This is a genomic window from Cellulomonas sp. zg-ZUI22, assembly GCF_017353535.1.
In the GTDB taxonomy this organism is placed as follows: domain Bacteria; phylum Actinomycetota; class Actinomycetes; order Actinomycetales; family Cellulomonadaceae; genus Cellulomonas; species Cellulomonas wangleii.
In genome coordinates, this window is record NZ_JAFMUZ010000003.1 from 41,233 (window position 1) to 57,461 (window position 16,229).

Consider the following 16,229-nt stretch of genomic DNA (forward strand, 5'->3'; position numbering starts at 1 on the left):
CCCCGGGCAGTCGTCCGACGACCGGACGGTCCCCGGGCGCCGGGTCAGCGCCGGTGCGCGGCCAGCAGCTTCATCGCCTTCCAGCGCGACATCCCGACGGACGACACCACACCCTCGACCTCACCGGCCGGCAGGTCCCCCAGCAGCAGCTCCTCGAGGACCTCGGGAGCCCCGGACAGCACCAGGCCGGCCGGCAGGTCCTTCTCGTGCTCGCCGCCCACCCACTGCGACGCCGTGACCTTGCCCCCGCGACGCTCCAGCAGCACGACGGGGACCTGGCGCAGCAGCCGGGACACGGCACCGGCCGCGGGGACGCCGGCCGCGGGGTCACGCAGCACCGCGAGCGCGCCCACGGGCGACGGCACCGCGTCCACGTCCACGCCCGCCAGCGAGCAGGCGGCCGCGAGCGCCGGCGCGACCGCGACCTGCGTCACGACGACGGCCACCGTGGGCGTCGGTGCCGCGGTCAGACCCGACAGGTCGTCGGGGATCTCGATGCCGCGCAGGTCGTCCTCGCTCACAGCGAACCCTTCGTGGACGGGATGCCGTCGACGCGCGGGTCCAGCGCCACGGCCGCGCGCAGCGCGCGCGCCAGCGCCTTGAACTGCGCCTCGACGATGTGGTGCGGGTCGCGGCCCGCGAGCACGCGCATGTGCACGGTGAACGCCGCGTGGTGCGCGATCGACTCGAGCACGTGCGCGGTCAGCGACCCCGTGAAGTGGCCGCCGATGAGGTGGTACTGCTGCCCCTCGGGCTCACCCGAGTGCACGAAGTAGGGCCGTCCCGAGACGTCGACGACCGCGTGGGCGAGCGCCTCGTCGAGCGGCACCGTCGCGTCGCCGTAGCGGACGATGCCCCGCTTGTCGCCCAGCGCCTCGCGCAGCGCCTGCCCGAGCACGATCGCGGTGTCCTCGACGGTGTGGTGGGCGTCGATGTGCGTGTCGCCCTTGGCCTGCACCGTCAGGTCGATCAGCGAGTGCTTGCCGAGCGCCGTGAGCATGTGGTCGTAGAACGGCACGCTCGTGTCGATCTGCGTGCGCCCCGTGCCGTCGAGGTCGAGCTCGACCAGCACGCTGGACTCGCTGGTGCTGCGCTCGATGCGCGCCGTGCGCCGGCGTGCCTCACTCATCGTCCTGCCACCTCCACCAGGGCGTCCTTGAACGCCGCCGTCTCCTCCGGGGTGCCGACCGACACCCGGAGCCATCCCTCGGGGCCCGTGACCCGCACGAGCACACCGTGGTCGAGCAGACCCTGCCAGACCGCCTCGCGGTCGTCGAACAGGCCGAACAGCACGAAGTTCGCGTCCGAGTCGGCGGCCGTGAACCCGTGGTCCCGCAGCCACGTCACCAGGGCGTCCCGCTCGGCGCGCAGCGACCCCACCTGCGCCATGAGCTCGGGGGCGTGCCGCAGCGCGGCGCGCGCGACCGCCTGCGTGACCGCCGACAGGTGGTACGGCAGGCGCACGACGCGCAGCGCGTCGACGAGGGCGCGTGAGGCCGACAGGTAACCGACGCGCGCACCGGCCAGGCCGAAGGCCTTGGACATGGTGCGGCTGACGGCCAGGTGCGGGTAGTCGTCGAGCAGCTCGAGCGCCGACGGCGTGCCCTCGCGACGGAACTCGCCGTACGCCTCGTCGACCACCACGACGCACCCGCCGGGCACCTCGGCGGCGGTGTCGAGCACGGCACGCACGGTGTCCGCCGGCAGTGCGGTGCCGGTCGGGTTGTTCGGGCTGGCCAGCAGCACGACGCTCGGCGCGTGCGCCGCGATCGTCGCGCGCGCGTGGTCGGGGTCGAGCGTGAAGTCCTCCGCGCGACGGCCCGTGACCCAGGCGGTCGACGTGCCGCGCGCGTACTCCGGGTACATCGAGTACGTCGGGGCGAACGACAGCGCGGTGCGCCCGGGGCCGCCGAACGCCTGCATGACGTGCAGCATGATCTCGTTCGAGCCGTTCGCCGCCCACATCTGCTCGGGCTCGCGGTGCACACCCGACTCGACCTCGAGGTACGCGGCGAGGTCGGCGCGCAGCGCGGCGAAGTCGCGGTCGGGGTACCGGTTGAGGCCGCGGGTCGCGTCGGCGACCGCGGCGGCCACGTCGGCGACGACCTGGTCGGACGGGGCGTACGGGTTCTCGTTGACGTTCAGCAGCACCGGGACGTCGAGCTGCGGGGCACCGTACGGCTCGATGCCGACGAGCTCGGGGCGCAGCGGCAGCGTGCCGGGCGACAGGTCGGGAGCGGCGGTCACGTCCCGAGTCTAGGTTCCGTGCCGCGTGCCCCGGCCAGGGGCCCGCGCACCGGGACGTGTCGGCGTCCCGACGTACGCTGCCGGGCATGCCCACCCCTGCTCCCGACACCGCCACCGCCGTCGACCGGGTCGCGCTGCGCGCGCAGGCGGAGGAGGTGCTGCGGGCGCTCGTCGGACGCGACGACGCCCACCTGCACGAGGACCAGTGGCAGGCGGTCGAGGCCCTGGTCGCGGACCGCCGGCGGGTGCTGGTCGTGCAGCGCACCGGGTGGGGCAAGTCCGCTGTGTACTTCGTCGCCACCGCGCTGCTGCGCCGCGGCGCCGCCGGGCCCCCGCGCGGCGCCACGATCATCGTGTCGCCGCTGCTCGCGCTCATGCGCAACCAGGTCGACGCGGCACGCCGCGCCGGCATCGCCGCGGAGACGCTCAACTCGGCCAACCAGCAGGACTGGGACGAGGTGCACGCGCGCATCGCCGCCGGCGAGGTCGACGTGCTGCTCGTGTCCCCCGAGCGCCTCAACAACCCCGGCTTCCGCGACGAGGTGCTGCCGCGGCTCGCGTCCGACGCCGGGCTCGTGGTGGTGGACGAGGCCCACTGCGTGTCCGACTGGGGCCACGACTTCCGGCCCGACTACCGGCGCATCGGCACGCTGCTGGCCGACCTGCCCGCCGGGGTGCCGGTGCTCGCCACCACGGCCACCGCCAACGCGCGCGTCACGGCCGACGTCGCCGAGCAGCTCGCCGTCACCGGGACCGGCGACGACGGCGACGCCGGTCCCGGCACCCTGGTGCTGCGCGGCACGCTCGACCGGCCCAGCCTGCGGCTGCAGGTGACGGCGCTGCCCGACGTCGCGACCCGCCTCGCGTGGCTCGCGTCGACGCTGCCGACGTTGACCGGCTCCGGGATCATCTACTGCCTGACCATCGCCGCGGTCGAGCAGGTGACCGAGCACCTGCGCGCGGCCGGGCTCGACGTCCGGTCGTACACCGGCCAGACCGACCCCACCGAGCGCGAGCAGGCCGAGGCCGACCTCCTCGCCAACCGCGTGAAGGCGCTGGTGGCGACGTCGGCCCTCGGCATGGGGTACGACAAGCCGGACCTCGGGTTCGTCGTCCACGTGGGCGCGCCCTCCTCCCCCATCGCCTACTACCAGCAGGTGGGACGCGCCGGCCGCGCGACCGCCCGCGCCGACGTCGTGCTCCTGCCCGGGCACGACGACCAGGCGATCTGGGAGTGGTTCGCCTCGACGGCCTTCCCGCCGGAGGACCAGGTGCGCGCGACGCTCGCGGCGCTCGACTCCCAGGGGACGCTGTCGACCGCCGCCCTGGAGACGTTCGTCAGCCTGCGCCGCAGCCGCCTCGAGGGGATGCTCAAGGTCCTCGACGTCGACGGCGCGGTGCGCCGCGTGCGCGGCGGCTGGGAGTCCACCGGGCAGCCGTGGGCCTACGACGGGGAGCGGTACGCCCGCGTCACCGCCGCGCGGCGCGCCGAGCAGCGCACGATGCTCGACTACCAGGCCACCGAGGGCTGCCGGATGGCGTTCCTGCGCGCCGCGCTCGACGACCCGGACCTGCCCGACGGCTGGCGGTGCGGACGCTGCGACCGGTGCACGGGGACGAGCGTCGGGGCGGTGCCCGACGCGGGCGCGGTCGAGCACGCGCGCGAGCTGCTGGCGGTGCCCGGCGAGCCCGTCACCGCGCGCCGGCAGTGGCCCAGCGGTCTGGGCTCGCTCGGGCTGGACCTCAAGGGACGGATCGCACCCGGCGAGCAGGTGGCCGAGGGGCGTGCCGTCGGCCGCCTCGACGCGCTCGGGTGGGGCGGCCCGCTGCGCGAGGCGCTGCGCGAGCAGGTGCCCACGGAGCTGCCGGTCAACCTGCGGCCCGCCGTGCGCACCGTGCTGGACGCGTGGGCCCCCCCGGTGGACGTCGTCGTCGCCGTCGCGTCGGAGAGCCGCGGCGCCCTCGTCGAGCACCTGGCGGCCGGGACGGCGCGGCTGCTGGGCGTGCCGCTCGTCGGCGCGCTGCTGCCGACCGGGACGCCGTCGCGGCACGACGTGAACTCCGCGCAGCGGCTGGCGGACGTGCTGCGCCACGTCGACCTGCCGCCCGACGTGGCGGCCGCGGTCGACGGTCGACGGGTGCTGCTGGTGGACGACCGCACCGACACCGGCTGGACGCTGACGGTGGCCGGCCGTCTGCTGCGCCGTGCCGGCGCGACCGAGGTGCTGCCGTTCGTGCTCGGGGTGGGCTGACGCCCGGGCCGGGCACCGACGCGTGAGCGCACGGGCCCGCCGCGCCGAGCGCGACGGGCCGCGTCGTTCAGAACCGCGCGCGCACCGCCTCGCCGTGGGCCGGCAGCCCCTCGGCGTCGGCCAGCGCCACGACCCGGTCGGCCACGGCGGCCAGCGCGTCGGCGTCGTACTCGATCACCTGCACGGCACGCAGGAACGAGTGCACTCCGAGGCCGCTGGCGAAGTGCGCGCAGCCGCCGGTGGGCAGCACGTGGTTCGACCCCGCCATGTAGTCGCCCAGGGACACCGGGGACCACGGCCCGACGAAGATCGCGCCGGCGCTCGTGACGCGGTCCGCCCAGGCGGCGGCGTCGACCGTCTGGATCTCCAGGTGCTCGGCCCCGTAGGCGTTCACGACGTCGAGGCCGGCGTCCAGGTCGTCGACCAGGACGATCGCCGACTGGGTGCCCCGCAGCGCGACCCCGACGCGGTCCCGGTTGGCGGTGGCGTCCGTCAGGTCGACGAGCTTCGCCTCGACCGCACCCGCCAGCTCCACGGACGGCGTGACGAGCACGGCCGCGGCGAGCGGGTCGTGCTCGGCCTGGGAGATGAGGTCGGCGGCGACGTGCACGGGGTCGGCGGTGCCGTCCGCGAGGATCGCGATCTCCGTCGGGCCGGCCTCGGCGTCGATGCCCACGACGCCGCGCACCAGGCGCTTGGCCGCCGCGACGTAGACGTTGCCGGGTCCGGTGATGACGTCCACTGGCTCGCACAGCGTCTCGCCGTCGACGTCCTCGCTGCCCGCTGCGCCGTACGCCAGCATCGCGACCGCCTGCGCGCCGCCGACGGCGTAGACCTCGTCCACGCCGAGCAGGGCGCAGGTGGCCAGGACCACGGGGTCGGGCAGCCCGTCGTTGTCCTTCTGGGGCGGGGACACGACCGCGAGCGACGTCACGCCGGCCTCCTGGGCCGCCACGACGTTCATGACGACCGACGACGGGTACACCGCGAGGCCGCCGGGCACGTACAGCCCGACGCGGCGCACCGGGAGCCAGCGCTGGCGCACCTGGGCACCCGGCGCGACCTGCACCGTGAAGTCCTGCGGGCGCTGCGCGCCGTGCACGGCACGCACCCGTCGGATCGTCTCCTCCAGCGCGGCGCGGACCTGCGGGTCCAGCGCCCCCACCGCACCGGCGACCACCTCGGCCGGAACCCGCACGTGCGCGGGACGCACGCCGTCGAACCGCTCGGCCAGCTCGCGCAGGGCGTCCGCGCCCCGCGTGCGCACCGCCTCGAGGATCGGCGCCACCGTGGCGGTGGCGTGCTCGACGTCGAGCTCGGCCCGGGGCAGCTCGAGGAGCAGCTCACGACGTGACGGACGGCGACCGCGCAGGTCGATTCTGGAGATCACGGGATCGAGTCTAGGACGACGCACGGTGACGGGTCGGGGCCGTCCGCCGCCCGCGGATCCGGCGCGGCGACGGTTGCCGCACCGGGCGACGGTGCCGCACGGGGACACCGTGGCGCGCCTGGCAGACTGGCCCCGTGACCCAGCACGACGAGCCCATCCGCCTCGGCCAGTTCCTCAAGCTCGTCGGCCTCGCCGACACCGGCGGGCACGCCCGCGCCCTCCTCGACGACGGCGCGGTGACCGTCAACGGCGAGCCCGAGGCCCGCCGCGGTCGGCAGCTGCGCCCGGGCGACGTGGTGGAGGTCGACCTGCCCGGCGGCGTGCAGCGCGCGACCGTCGAGGACTGACCGGGCACGGACCGCGCAGCGCGGCCACCCGGCCGGCACGTGGCCGACCGGGTGCGGGACCGGGATCAGGACGCCAGGCAGCTCGGACCGAGCAGGGCCTTGAGGTCCCCGAACAGCGAGGGTGACCGCTCGACGCGCAACCCGTCGTCGAGCCGCATCACCACGGCTCGGCCGGGACTGGTGAGCCGCAGGTGGACCTCGGTGACGCCCGGGTGCGTCGACAGCACCTCGCGCAGCCGCTCGACGACGGGCGGCGTGCAGCGGCCCTCCGTCAGGGACACCACGACCGGGGAGTCGGCGGCCTGCGACGTGTCCGGGATGGAGACCTCCATCGCCTGCAGCTGCATCTGGTCGTCGCGGCGGCGCACACGGCCCCGCACCACGAGCACCGCGTCCTCGGCCAGCACCGTCGAGTAGGCGAGGTAGGTCTCGCCGAAGAACATGATCTCGACGGAGCCCTCCATGTCCTCGAGCGTCACGGCGGCCCACGGGTTGCCCTGCTTCGACATCTTGCGCTGCAGGCTCGTCACCAGGCCCGCGACCACGACCGTCGACCCGTCGGGGCGCTCGGTGTCCGCGTTGAGCGTCGCGATCGACACGTCGGCCTGCGCGGACAGCACGTGCTCGAGCCCCGACAGCGGGTGGTCCGAGACGTACAGGCCGAGCATCTCGCGCTCGAACGCCAGGCGCTGCTTCTTGTCCCAGTCCGGCAGGTCCGGGATCGTCACGGCGATGCCGGTGCCGGTCTCGTCGTCACCGCCCAGGTCGGCGAACAGGTCGAACTGGCCCGTCGCCTCCTTGCGCTTGACGTCGATGACCGCGTCCACGGCCTGCTCGTGGATCAGCAGGAGCGCCCGACGGGGGTGGCCGAGGGAGTCGAACGCACCGGCCTTGATGAGCGACTCGATCGTCCGCTTGTTGCAGACGACCGCCGGCACCTTGTCGAGGAAGTCGGTGAAGGACGTGAACGCGCCCTTCGCCTCGCGGGCCGCCACGATCGCGTCCACGACGTTCGCGCCGACGTTGCGCACGGCCGTCAGGCCGAACCGGATGTCGACACCCACGGCCGTGAAGTTCGCCGACGACGAGTTCACGTCCGGCGGCAGCACCGTGATGCCCATGTGCCGGCACTCACCGAGGTACAGGGCCGACTTGTCCTTGTCGTCACGCACGCTGGTGAGCAGCGCCGCCATGTACTCGGTGGGGAAGTTCGCCTTGAGGTAGGCGGTCCAGTACGAGACGACGCCGTACGCCGCGGAGTGCGCCTTGTTGAAGGCGTAGCCGGCGAACGGCACGAGGACGTCCCAGACGGCCTGGATCGCGCCGTCGGAGTACCCGCGCTCGCGCATGCCGGCCTGGAAGGGGATGAACTCCTTGTCGAGCACCTCCTTCTTCTTCTTGCCCATCGCGCGACGCAGCAGGTCGGCCTGACCCAGCGAGTACCCGGCCAGCACCTGGGCCGCCTTCTGCACCTGCTCCTGGTAGACGATCAGGCCGTGCGTGACACCGACGACCTCCTCGAGCGGCTCCACCAGCTCGGGGTGGATCGGCTCGATCTCCTGCAGGCCGTTCTTGCGCAACGCGTAGTTGACGTGCGAGTTCATGCCCATCGGGCCCGGGCGGTACAGCGCGATGACGGCCGAGATGTCCTCGAAGTTGTCCGGGCGCATCTGGCGCAGCAGCGAGCGCATGGGCCCGCCGTCGAGCTGGAAGACCCCGAGCGTGTCACCGCGGCCGAGGAGCTCGTACGTCGCAGGGTCGTCGAGCGGGACCGTCTCGATCTCGATCGCGGGCTTGCCGTTCATCACGATGTTCTCGAGCGCGTCGTCGAGGATCGTGAGGTTGCGCAGACCCAGGAAGTCCATCTTGATGAGGCCGAGGGCCTCGGACGCCGGCTGGTCGAACTGCGTGATGATCGCCCCGTCCTGCGGGCGCTTCATGATCGGGATGATGTCGAGCAGCGGCTCGCTCGACATGATGACGCCGGCGGCGTGCACACCCCACTGCCGCTTGAGGTTCTCCAGCCCGCGGGCCGTCTCCAGCACGCGCTGCGCCTCGGGGTCCGCCGCCACGACCTGGCGGAACTCGTCGGCCTCGGCGTAGCGCGGGTGCTCCGGGTCGTACATGCCCGACAGCGGGATGTCCTTGCCCATGACGGCCGGGGGCATCGCCTTGGTGAGCTTGTCGCCCATCGCGAACGGGAAGCCGAGGACGCGCGACGCGTCCTTGAGGGCCTGCTTGGCCTTGATCGTGCCGTAGGTGACGATCTGGCAGACCCGGTCGTCGCCGTACTTCTCGGTGACGTAGCGGATGACCTCGCCGCGCCGGCGCTCGTCGAAGTCCACGTCGACGTCGGGCCAGGACACGCGCTCGGGGTTGAGGAACCGCTCGAAGATCAGGCCGTGCTCGAGCGGGTCGAGCTCGGTGATGCCCATGGCGTACGACGCCATGGAGCCGGCCGCCGAGCCACGACCGGGTCCGACGCGGATGCCCTGCGCCTTGGCCCAGTTGATGAAGTCGGCGACGACGAGGAAGTAGCCGGAGAAGCCGAGCTGCGTGATGACGCCCGTCTCGTACTCGGCCTGCTTGCGCACCGCGTCGGGCACCGAGCCGTGGTAGCGCCGCTGCAGGCCGCGCTCGACCTCCTTGATGAACCACGACTCCTCGTTCTCCCCCGCCGGGACGGGGAAGCGGGGCATGTAGTTCGCCCCGGTGTTGAACTTGACCTCGCACTGCTCGGCGATCAGCACCGTGTTGTCGCACGCCTCGGGCAGCTCGGCCCACGTGCGGCGCATCTCCGCGGCCGACTTCACGTAGTAGCCGGACCCGCTGAACGCGAACCGGCTGCCGCCCTGGTCGCTCGTCGGCTCGTCGAGCGTCGAGCCGGACTGCACCGCGAGCAGCACCTCGTGCGCGTGGGCGTCCTCCTCACGCGTGTAGTGCAGGTCGTTCGTCGCCACGAGCGGGGCACCGATGCCCTCGGCGACGCGCAGCAGGTCCTTGATGACCCGACGCTCGATGTCGAGGCCGTGGTCCATGACCTCGATGTAGAAGCTCTCCTTGCCGAAGATGTCCTGCAGCTCGCCCGCGGCACGCACGGCCTCGTCGTAGTGACCGAGGCGCAGGCGCGTCTGGATCTCCCCCGACGGGCACCCGCTGGTGGCGATCAGACCGTCGGAGTACCGCGACATCAGCTCACGGTCCATGCGCGGCCACTTGCCCATCTGGCCCTCGAGGGACGCCAACGACCCCATCCGGAACAGGTTGTGCATGCCCTCGGTGGTGCGGCTCAGCAGTGTCAGGTGCGTGTACGCACCGCGCGCCGAGACGTCGTCGGCCGCCTGGTGCGCCTCGCCCCAGCGCACGCGGTTCTGGTCGAACCGGCTGGTGCCCGGCGTGACGTACGCCTCGACGCCGATGATGGGCTTGATGCCCCGGTCCGTCGCCTTCTGCCAGAACTCGAACGCACCGAACAGGTAGCCGTGGTCCGTGATCGCCATGGCCGTCTGGCCCAGCCGCTTGGCCTCGTCGAGCATCTCGCCGATACGCGCGGCGCCGTCGAGCATCGAGTACTCGCTGTGCACGTGGAGGTGGACGAAGGACGGGTCCGGGGATCCTCCAGCACTCATGCTGGCGATCCTACGTCGCCCCACCGACGCCCCCGGACTGCCCCGCCGGGATCTAGGAGTACGCCCCCCGCAGCGTCTCGAGCCCGGCGGCGAGGTCGTCCGGGTACTCGCTGGCGGCCTCGAACCACTGCCCCGTCCCGGGGTGCTCGAAGCCCAGGCGCATCGCGTGCAGCCACTGCCGGGTGACCCCGACACGCGCCGCGAGCGCGGGATCGGCCCCGTAGGTGAGGTCCCCCACCAGGCTGTGGTGCAGCGCAGCGAAGTGCACGCGGATCTGGTGCGTCCGACCCGTCTCCAGGTGCACCTCGACCAGCGAGGCCCCGGGCAGCATCTCCAGCACCTCGTAGTGCGTGACCGACGGCTTGCCACCCGCGACCACGGCGAACTTCCAGTCCGACGACGGGTGACGGCCGATCGGGGCGTCGATCGTGCCCGTCGTCGGCGACGGGTGGCCCTGCACCAGCGCGTGGTAGACCTTCTCGACCGTGCGCTCCTTGAACGCCCGCTTGAGCTCGGTGTACGCGTGCTCGCTCTTGGCGACCACCATGAGGCCGGACGTGCCCGCGTCGAGGCGGTGGACGATGCCCTGGCGCTCGGCGGAGCCGGACGTGGAGATGCGGTAGCCCGCGGCGGCGAGCGCGCCCACCACGGTGGGACCCGTCCAGCCGGGCGACGGGTGCGCCGCGACACCGACGGGCTTGTCGACGACCACGAGGTCGTCGTCGTCGTGGACGATCCGCATCCCCGGCACGGGCTCGGGGACCACGGCCGGCACGGCGGGAGCCGCGGGCTCCAGGTCGACCTCCAGGTAGGCACCCGCGACCAGCCGGTCGGACTTGCCCACCGGGAGCCCGTCGACACGGACGGCACCCTCGGCGGCGAGCTCCGCGGCGCGCGTGCGCGACAGCCCCAGCAGACGGGCGAGCGCGGCGTCGACCCGCTCACCGGCCAGGCCGTCCGGGACGGGCAGCGCCCGCGTGCCGCTCACGCCGCACCCCCACCCGTGATCGGGCCGGACGTGCTGGGGCCCGGCTTCGTGGTGCCGGGCGTGGCGGTGCCGGGCGTGGCGGTGTCGGGCACGTCGGTGCCGTCGCCCGGTGCGGGATCGCCCGCCGTTCCCGGAGGAGCGGCGTCGTGCCCGTCGCGGCTGCCGTCGACGTGGATGCCGCGCGAGGTGAGCCACACGACCAGCACCGCCGCCACGACGATGGCGATGTCCGCGATGTTCCCGATGAAGAGCCGCCCGTACGCGAGGAAGTCGATGACGTGGCCGCGCAGCGGCCCGGGCTCGCGGACCATCCGGTCCACGAGGTTGCCGAGCGCACCCCCGAGCAGCAGCCCCAGGGCCACCGCCCAGCCCGCCGAGCCGATACGCCGCGACACCCGCACGATCACGATGACGACGACCACCGCGACCAGCGTCAGGACCCAGGTCATGCCCGTCGCGATCGAGAGCGCGGCGCCGGGGTTGCGGACGAGCTGGAGCCCGAACAGGTCCCCGAGCAGCGGCGTGCGCTCCCCCGGGGCCAGCGCGGCCACCGCCCACACCTTGGTGACCTGGTCCACGACCAGCACCGAGAGGGTGAGGGCGACGAGCCCGCGGATCAGCCGACGACGGCGCTCGGGGGCGACGAGCACCGCCCCACCCGCTCCGTCGTCGCCCGTCGCGGTCGCGGCGGGTGTCGGGCGGTCGTCGGGCAGGGCGGTGTCGTCGTCCGTCGTGGGCACCGCAGGAGTCTACGGGCGCCTCAGCGGCGCTCCTCCCGCTGCTTGCAGCTCACGCACAGCATCGCGCGCGGGAACGCCTGCAGGCGTGCCTTGCCGATGGCCTGCCCGCAGGACTCGCACACACCGAACGTCCCGGCGGCGAGCCGGTCGAGCGCGTGAGAGGTCTGGTCGAGCAGGTCGCGCGTGTTGTTCACGAGGGTGAGCTCGTGCTCACGCTCGAGTGCGGACGAACCGGAGTCCGCCTGGTCGTCCCCGGCACCGTCGCCGGAGTTGCGCAGCAGATCCGACAGCTCAGCGTCGGCCGCAGCCACCTCGTCGATGAGGCGTAGGCGGTCGGCAGTGAGCTCGTCGGTGACCTGGTCGATCTCGGCTCGGGTCCACGGCACCTCGCCGTCACGCACCGGCAGCAGCGCGACCGGTCCCCCCCGTTCCTCGTCGGACCCCGTCGTCAGCGTGCTCAAGGCATCATTGATGGTCACGGACGTTCCCCCCGTCTCGAGTGCGCCGACTTTATGCGCGTCCGGGGCACCGCACAACAGGACACGACGGGCGCGGGGCACGCGACACGCCGGGCCGACCAGCCGGTGGCCGCTGGGGCGACCGCCGCGCCCTCCTGGCCGCCGTCGGCCGCACCGTCGTCGCCCTGGTGCCGTCCGGGCACGCCGACGCCGCCGGGGGCGGGCACGCACCCCCGGCGGCGGGCAGTCGATCAGATGCTCTGGCTCTCCGGGACCGACTGGCCCTGGCCCGAGCGGGGCGGCAGCGCGTTGCCGCGGTTCTCGAGGTCCCCGAGGAGGTTCTCGAGGTAGCTCTTGAGGCGCGTGCGGTAGTCCCGCTCGAACACCCGCAGCTCGTCGATCTTGCGCTCGAGGAGCGAGCGCTCCTGCTCGAGCTGGCCGAGGGTGCGCTGCGAGGTCTCCTCCGCCTCACGCACGATCCGGTTGGCCCGCGTCTTCGCCTCGTTGATGAGCCGGTCGGACTCCTCCTGACCGCTGCGCACGTAGTCGTCGTGCAGCTTCTGCGCCAGGGCGAGCATGCCGGTCGCGGACTCGGGCTCGTTGCCCCGCGCGGGGCCGGGCGCCGGCGCCGACACGACGGACGGCTGGGCCATGGCCGGCACGGGGGCGGGCTGGGCCGGAGCGGGAGCGGGGGTCGGCTCCGGGGTGGGCTCCGGCTTGGGCGCGGGCGCGGCCTGCTGGGCACCTGCGCGGCTGAGCTCCGCGATGCGTCGCTCCGCGGCCGCGAGCTTCGTCTTCAGGTCATCGTTCTCGCCCTGGACGTCCCGCAGGGTGTTGACGACCTCGTCCAGGAAGTCGTCGACCTCGTCCTGGTCGTAGCCTTCCCGGAACTTCGTCGCCTGGAACTTCTTGTTCAGGACGTCGTCTGCGGTGAGCAGTGCCATCGTCGTCACCTCTGTCGGTCGTACTGGCTCTGGCCGGCGGCAGTCAGTCCACCGACCACCTCGGGCCACGGTAGCGGAGAATCCGGGCGGCGTACGCCTCCCGACACTTCGAGGACGCGTGCTGCGCGCACCCCGCGGACGCCCGCACGGGCGCCCGTCGAACGGCGGTTCAGGACAGCCTGCCCAGCACCTGGAGCAGCAGCGAGCACACGAGCGCGAGCACCAGGAAGGCCAGGTCGAAGCGCACGGAGCCGATGCCGATCGGCGGCAGGACGCGCCGCAGCGCGCGCAGGGGCGGGTCGGTGACCGAGTAGGTCACCTCCGCGACGACGAGGACGAACCCCGTCGGCCGCCAGTCGCGCGCGAAGACCTGGACCCAGTCCAGCACCAGGCGCACGAGCAGCAGCAGGAAGAAGACGAGGACGACCAGGTACAGCAGGCTGGCGAGCAGGCGCACGCGTCAGCTCTGGTTGTAGAAGCCGGAACGCGTCGCCGGCTCGGCAGCGGTCGCCGCGTCGCCCGCCAGCTCCACGTGCGCGGGCGACAGCAGGAAGACCTTGCTCGTCACGCGCTCGATGGCACCGTGCAGGCCGAAGATCAGCCCTGCGGAGAAGTCGACAAGACGCTTGGCGTCCGAGTCGTCCATGTCCGTGAGGTTCATGATCACCGGCGTCCCCTCGCGGAACGCCTCGCCGATCTTGCGCGCGTCGTTGTACGAGCGGGGGTGGATGGTCGTGATGCGGCGCAGGTCGCCCGCCTCGTGCGGCGCCGGTGCAGCCTGCACCCGCGGCGTTCGGTGCAGCGGCATGACCTGGGCCTCGTAGCTGTCCTCGGGCACGGCGACCTCCGCCTCCTCGTACTCCTCGAGGTACTCCTCGTGGTCGGACCGGTCGTCGGCCAGGCCGAGGTACAGCATCGTCTTGCGCAGCGCTCCGGCCATCGCGTCGTCTCCCATCCGCCGGGCTCCCCCGACTCCTGCGGCCCTGCCTGACGGCACCGGCCGCCCGGCAGGTGCCGGGAACGGTGTCGGTGCGGTGTCGATCGTCTCCGCGCTGGTCACGCTAGCAACGCAGGCCCGGGAGGGCGCGGCGACACGCGGGCGTGTCGCGGCCGCCGCTCACGAGGTCACCCGGTCGGCGCGGTGCGCGCCGGGAGCAGCCGGACGACGCCGACGAACCGCCCGGTGGTCGCCGAGCCCTCGTGGACCGCGCGGCGGTGCGAGTACAGGTCGGCGTCGCGGTACGTGTCACGGCCGTCCACGTGGACGTGGACCAGCCCGGCGCGCAGCAGCACCGCGCGCGCACCGGCCGCGAGGTCGAGCGCGGGCGTGCCCGCCGCCGTCGTCGCGGCCGCCTCCGGCACCACGGCGGCCACCTCGTCCCGCATCGCGGCGGGGACCTCGTAGGACGCGCCGGCGATGCAGGGGCCGACGGCGGCGACGGTGCGCGCCGGGTCCGCGCCCCGCCGGACCATGGCGGCCACCGTGGCCTGCAGCACACCGGCCGCCAGCCCCGCCCGGCCGGCGTGCGCGGCGGCCACGACGCGGGCCACGGGGTCGGCCAGCAGCACGGGTGCGCAGTCCGCCACGTACACACCCACCGCCACGTCCGAGGTCGTCGACACCAGACCGTCCGCGGGGAGGTCCCGCGACGACACGTCGGTGACGAGCAGCACGTCGGCGCCGTGCACCTGGGTGGCGAGCACGACCGGCGCACCGATCCGCTGCTCCAGCGCGCGCCGGTTGGCGGCGACGGCGGCGGGGTCGTCACCCACCCGGGTCCCCAGGTTCAGACCACGCCACGGGCCGCCGCTGCGGCCGCCGGCCCGCGAGGTGAACCCCGCCACGACGCCGGGGCCGAGCGGAACGGCGTCGATCACGACGCCGTCCGCCGGCCCCGGACGGTCGGCCACACGGACCTACTTGAGGAAGTCGGGCACGTCGAGCTCGTCCCGCTCGCGGCGGGCGGGCTCCTCCGCCAGCACGCGGGGCACCTCGAGCGACCCCGTGGCGGGCGCGGGCTCGGACCGCGTCGCCATGAACGCCGGCACCTCGGGGCGCGCTGCCTCGCCGGGCTGACCGGTGGTGCGCACGGTGCCGACCGGCACCAGGTCCTCGTCGGGGAGCTGCACGGGGCGCGGCGTCGGGGCCGGACCGGCACCCGGCAGGGTCGTGACGGGCGCCACGGCGGGCACCTGGCGGGCGGTCGCGCCGCTGACCTGGCCGAGCGCGCGGGCGTCGCGACGCACGACGGGACCACCGCCGTCGAACCCGGCAGCGATGACGGTGACCCGGACCTCGTCGCCGAGGGCGTCGTCGATGACCGCACCGAAGATGATGTTCGCCTCGGCGTGCGCGGCCTCCTGCACCAGCCGGGCTGCCTCGTTGATCTCGAACAGGCCGAGGTCGGACCCGCCCTGGATCGACAGCAGCACGCCGTGGGCGCCGTCGATGCTGGCCTCCAGCAGCGGCGACGAGATCGCCATCTCCGCCGCCTGCACGGCGCGGTCCTCCCCGCGGGCGAAGCCGATGCCCATGAGGGCGGAGCCGGCACCCTGCATGACGGACTTGACGTCGGCGAAGTCGAGGTTGATGAGGCCGGGCGTGGTGATGAGGTCGGTGATGCCCTGGACGCCGGACAGCAGCACCTGGTCGGCGGAGTGGAACGCGTCGAGCACGGAGACGGACCGGTCGGAGATCGACAGCAGCCGGTCGTTGGGGATGACGATGAGGGTGTCGACCTCGGCTCGCAGCGCCTCGATGCCGGCGTCGGCCTGCACGGAGCGCCGGCGGCCCTCGAAGGTGAACGGTCGCGTCACGACACCGATCGTCAGCGCGCCCAGCGAGCGGGCGATCCGCGCGACGACGGGTGCGCCGCCGGTCCCGGTGCCGCCGCCCTCGCCGGCGGTGACGAACACCATGTCGGCGCCCCGCAGGACGTCCTCGATCTCCTCGGAGTGGTCCTCGGCCGCCTTCTTGCCGACCTCGGGGTCCGCCCCTGCCCCGAGCCCGCGCGTCAGCTCGCGGCCGACGTCGAGCTTGACGTCGGCGTCGGACATGAGCAGGGCCTGGGCGTCGGTGTTGACGGCGATGAACTCGACACCCTTGAGGCCGACCTCGATCATGCGGTTGACGGCGTTCACGCCGCCACCGCCGATGCCGACGACCTTGATGACCGCCAGATAGTTCTGCGGAGCTGCCACGGTGGGTGCCTCTCGTTCGCGGGTCGCGGCGTG

General features: G+C 73.6%; 15 protein-coding genes. 2 read left to right on the forward strand and 13 right to left on the reverse strand.

All coding sequences use genetic code 11. The annotated features are described in order from the left end of the window. Positions 1-44: 44 nt before the first annotated feature. Genes J1G43_RS11560 through J1G43_RS11570 form a run of 3 tightly spaced genes read right to left on the reverse strand, consistent with a single transcriptional unit; the run spans position 45 to position 2,247 of the window. A complete protein-coding gene (locus J1G43_RS11560; RefSeq protein WP_207370681.1) occupies positions 45-521 on the reverse strand; it encodes a hypothetical protein in 477 nt (158 codons plus the stop codon). Then, on the reverse strand, positions 518-1,129 hold the full coding sequence (gene hisB, locus J1G43_RS11565; RefSeq protein ID WP_207370682.1) for an imidazoleglycerol-phosphate dehydratase HisB: 612 nt from the start codon (positions 1,127-1,129) through the stop codon (positions 518-520). Before hisB ends, J1G43_RS11560 begins: the two co-directional genes overlap by 4 nt. Further along, positions 1,126-2,247 (reverse strand): histidinol-phosphate transaminase, encoded by a 1,122-nt coding sequence (locus J1G43_RS11570; protein ID WP_207378489.1) that lies wholly within the window; start codon positions 2,245-2,247, stop codon positions 1,126-1,128. The genes hisB and J1G43_RS11570 overlap by 4 nt, the downstream gene beginning before the upstream one ends. 86 nt (positions 2,248-2,333) lie before the next feature. Between J1G43_RS11570 and J1G43_RS11575 the strand changes: the two genes are divergently transcribed. Further along, positions 2,334-4,499, forward strand: a complete 2,166-nt coding sequence (locus J1G43_RS11575; protein WP_207341321.1) for a RecQ family ATP-dependent DNA helicase — start codon at positions 2,334-2,336, stop codon at positions 4,497-4,499. Positions 4,500-4,566: 67 nt separating this feature from the next. On the opposite strand, the gene hisD is transcribed toward J1G43_RS11575, so the two are convergent. Then, positions 4,567-5,889, reverse strand: coding sequence for a histidinol dehydrogenase (gene hisD / locus J1G43_RS11580; RefSeq protein WP_207378490.1), 1,323 nt, complete (start codon positions 5,887-5,889; stop codon positions 4,567-4,569). Between the two features lie 134 nt (positions 5,890-6,023). Here hisD and J1G43_RS11585 point away from each other — a divergent pair, with 134 nt between their 5' ends. Beyond that, positions 6,024-6,236, forward strand: a complete 213-nt coding sequence (locus J1G43_RS11585) for an RNA-binding S4 domain-containing protein (RefSeq protein ID WP_207341323.1) — start codon at positions 6,024-6,026, stop codon at positions 6,234-6,236. Between the two features lie 65 nt (positions 6,237-6,301). Here the strand turns inward: J1G43_RS11585 and dnaE are convergent, their stop codons facing one another. The 9 genes from dnaE to ftsZ all read right to left on the reverse strand — a co-directional run bounded on the left by dnaE (position 6,302) and on the right by ftsZ (position 16,196). Further along, positions 6,302-9,865, reverse strand: a complete 3,564-nt coding sequence (gene dnaE / locus J1G43_RS11590; protein ID WP_207370686.1) for a DNA polymerase III subunit alpha — start codon at positions 9,863-9,865, stop codon at positions 6,302-6,304. 52 nt (positions 9,866-9,917) lie between these two features. Further along, complete coding sequence (locus J1G43_RS11595) at positions 9,918-10,853, reverse strand: RluA family pseudouridine synthase (RefSeq protein ID WP_207341325.1); 936 nt, start codon at positions 10,851-10,853, stop codon at positions 9,918-9,920. Continuing rightward, entirely contained in the window at positions 10,850-11,593 is a 744-nt protein-coding gene (lspA, locus tag J1G43_RS11600; protein WP_207378491.1) for a signal peptidase II, read from the reverse strand. Before lspA ends, J1G43_RS11595 begins: the two co-directional genes overlap by 4 nt. A 20-nt stretch (positions 11,594-11,613) precedes the next feature. Next, positions 11,614-12,054, reverse strand: a complete 441-nt coding sequence (locus tag J1G43_RS11605; RefSeq protein ID WP_207800455.1) for a TraR/DksA family transcriptional regulator — start codon at positions 12,052-12,054, stop codon at positions 11,614-11,616. 248 nt (positions 12,055-12,302) lie between these two features. Continuing rightward, the gene (locus J1G43_RS11610) at positions 12,303-12,995 is read right to left on the reverse strand and encodes a DivIVA domain-containing protein (RefSeq protein WP_207341326.1); all 693 of its coding nucleotides are present in this window, start codon (positions 12,993-12,995) and stop codon (positions 12,303-12,305) included. A gap of 169 nt (positions 12,996-13,164) precedes the next feature. Continuing rightward, positions 13,165-13,452, reverse strand: coding sequence for a YggT family protein (locus tag J1G43_RS11615; RefSeq protein ID WP_207341327.1), 288 nt, complete (start codon positions 13,450-13,452; stop codon positions 13,165-13,167). A gap of 3 nt (positions 13,453-13,455) precedes the next feature. Then, complete coding sequence (locus J1G43_RS11620) at positions 13,456-13,935, reverse strand: cell division protein SepF (RefSeq protein ID WP_207341490.1); 480 nt, start codon at positions 13,933-13,935, stop codon at positions 13,456-13,458. A gap of 185 nt (positions 13,936-14,120) precedes the next feature. Beyond that, on the reverse strand, positions 14,121-14,906 hold the full coding sequence (pgeF, locus tag J1G43_RS11625; protein WP_307859565.1) for a peptidoglycan editing factor PgeF: 786 nt from the start codon (positions 14,904-14,906) through the stop codon (positions 14,121-14,123). 6 nt (positions 14,907-14,912) lie between these two features. Next, entirely contained in the window at positions 14,913-16,196 is a 1,284-nt protein-coding gene (ftsZ, locus tag J1G43_RS11630; protein WP_207341328.1) for a cell division protein FtsZ, read from the reverse strand. Between the last annotated feature and the right edge of the window lie 33 nt (positions 16,197-16,229).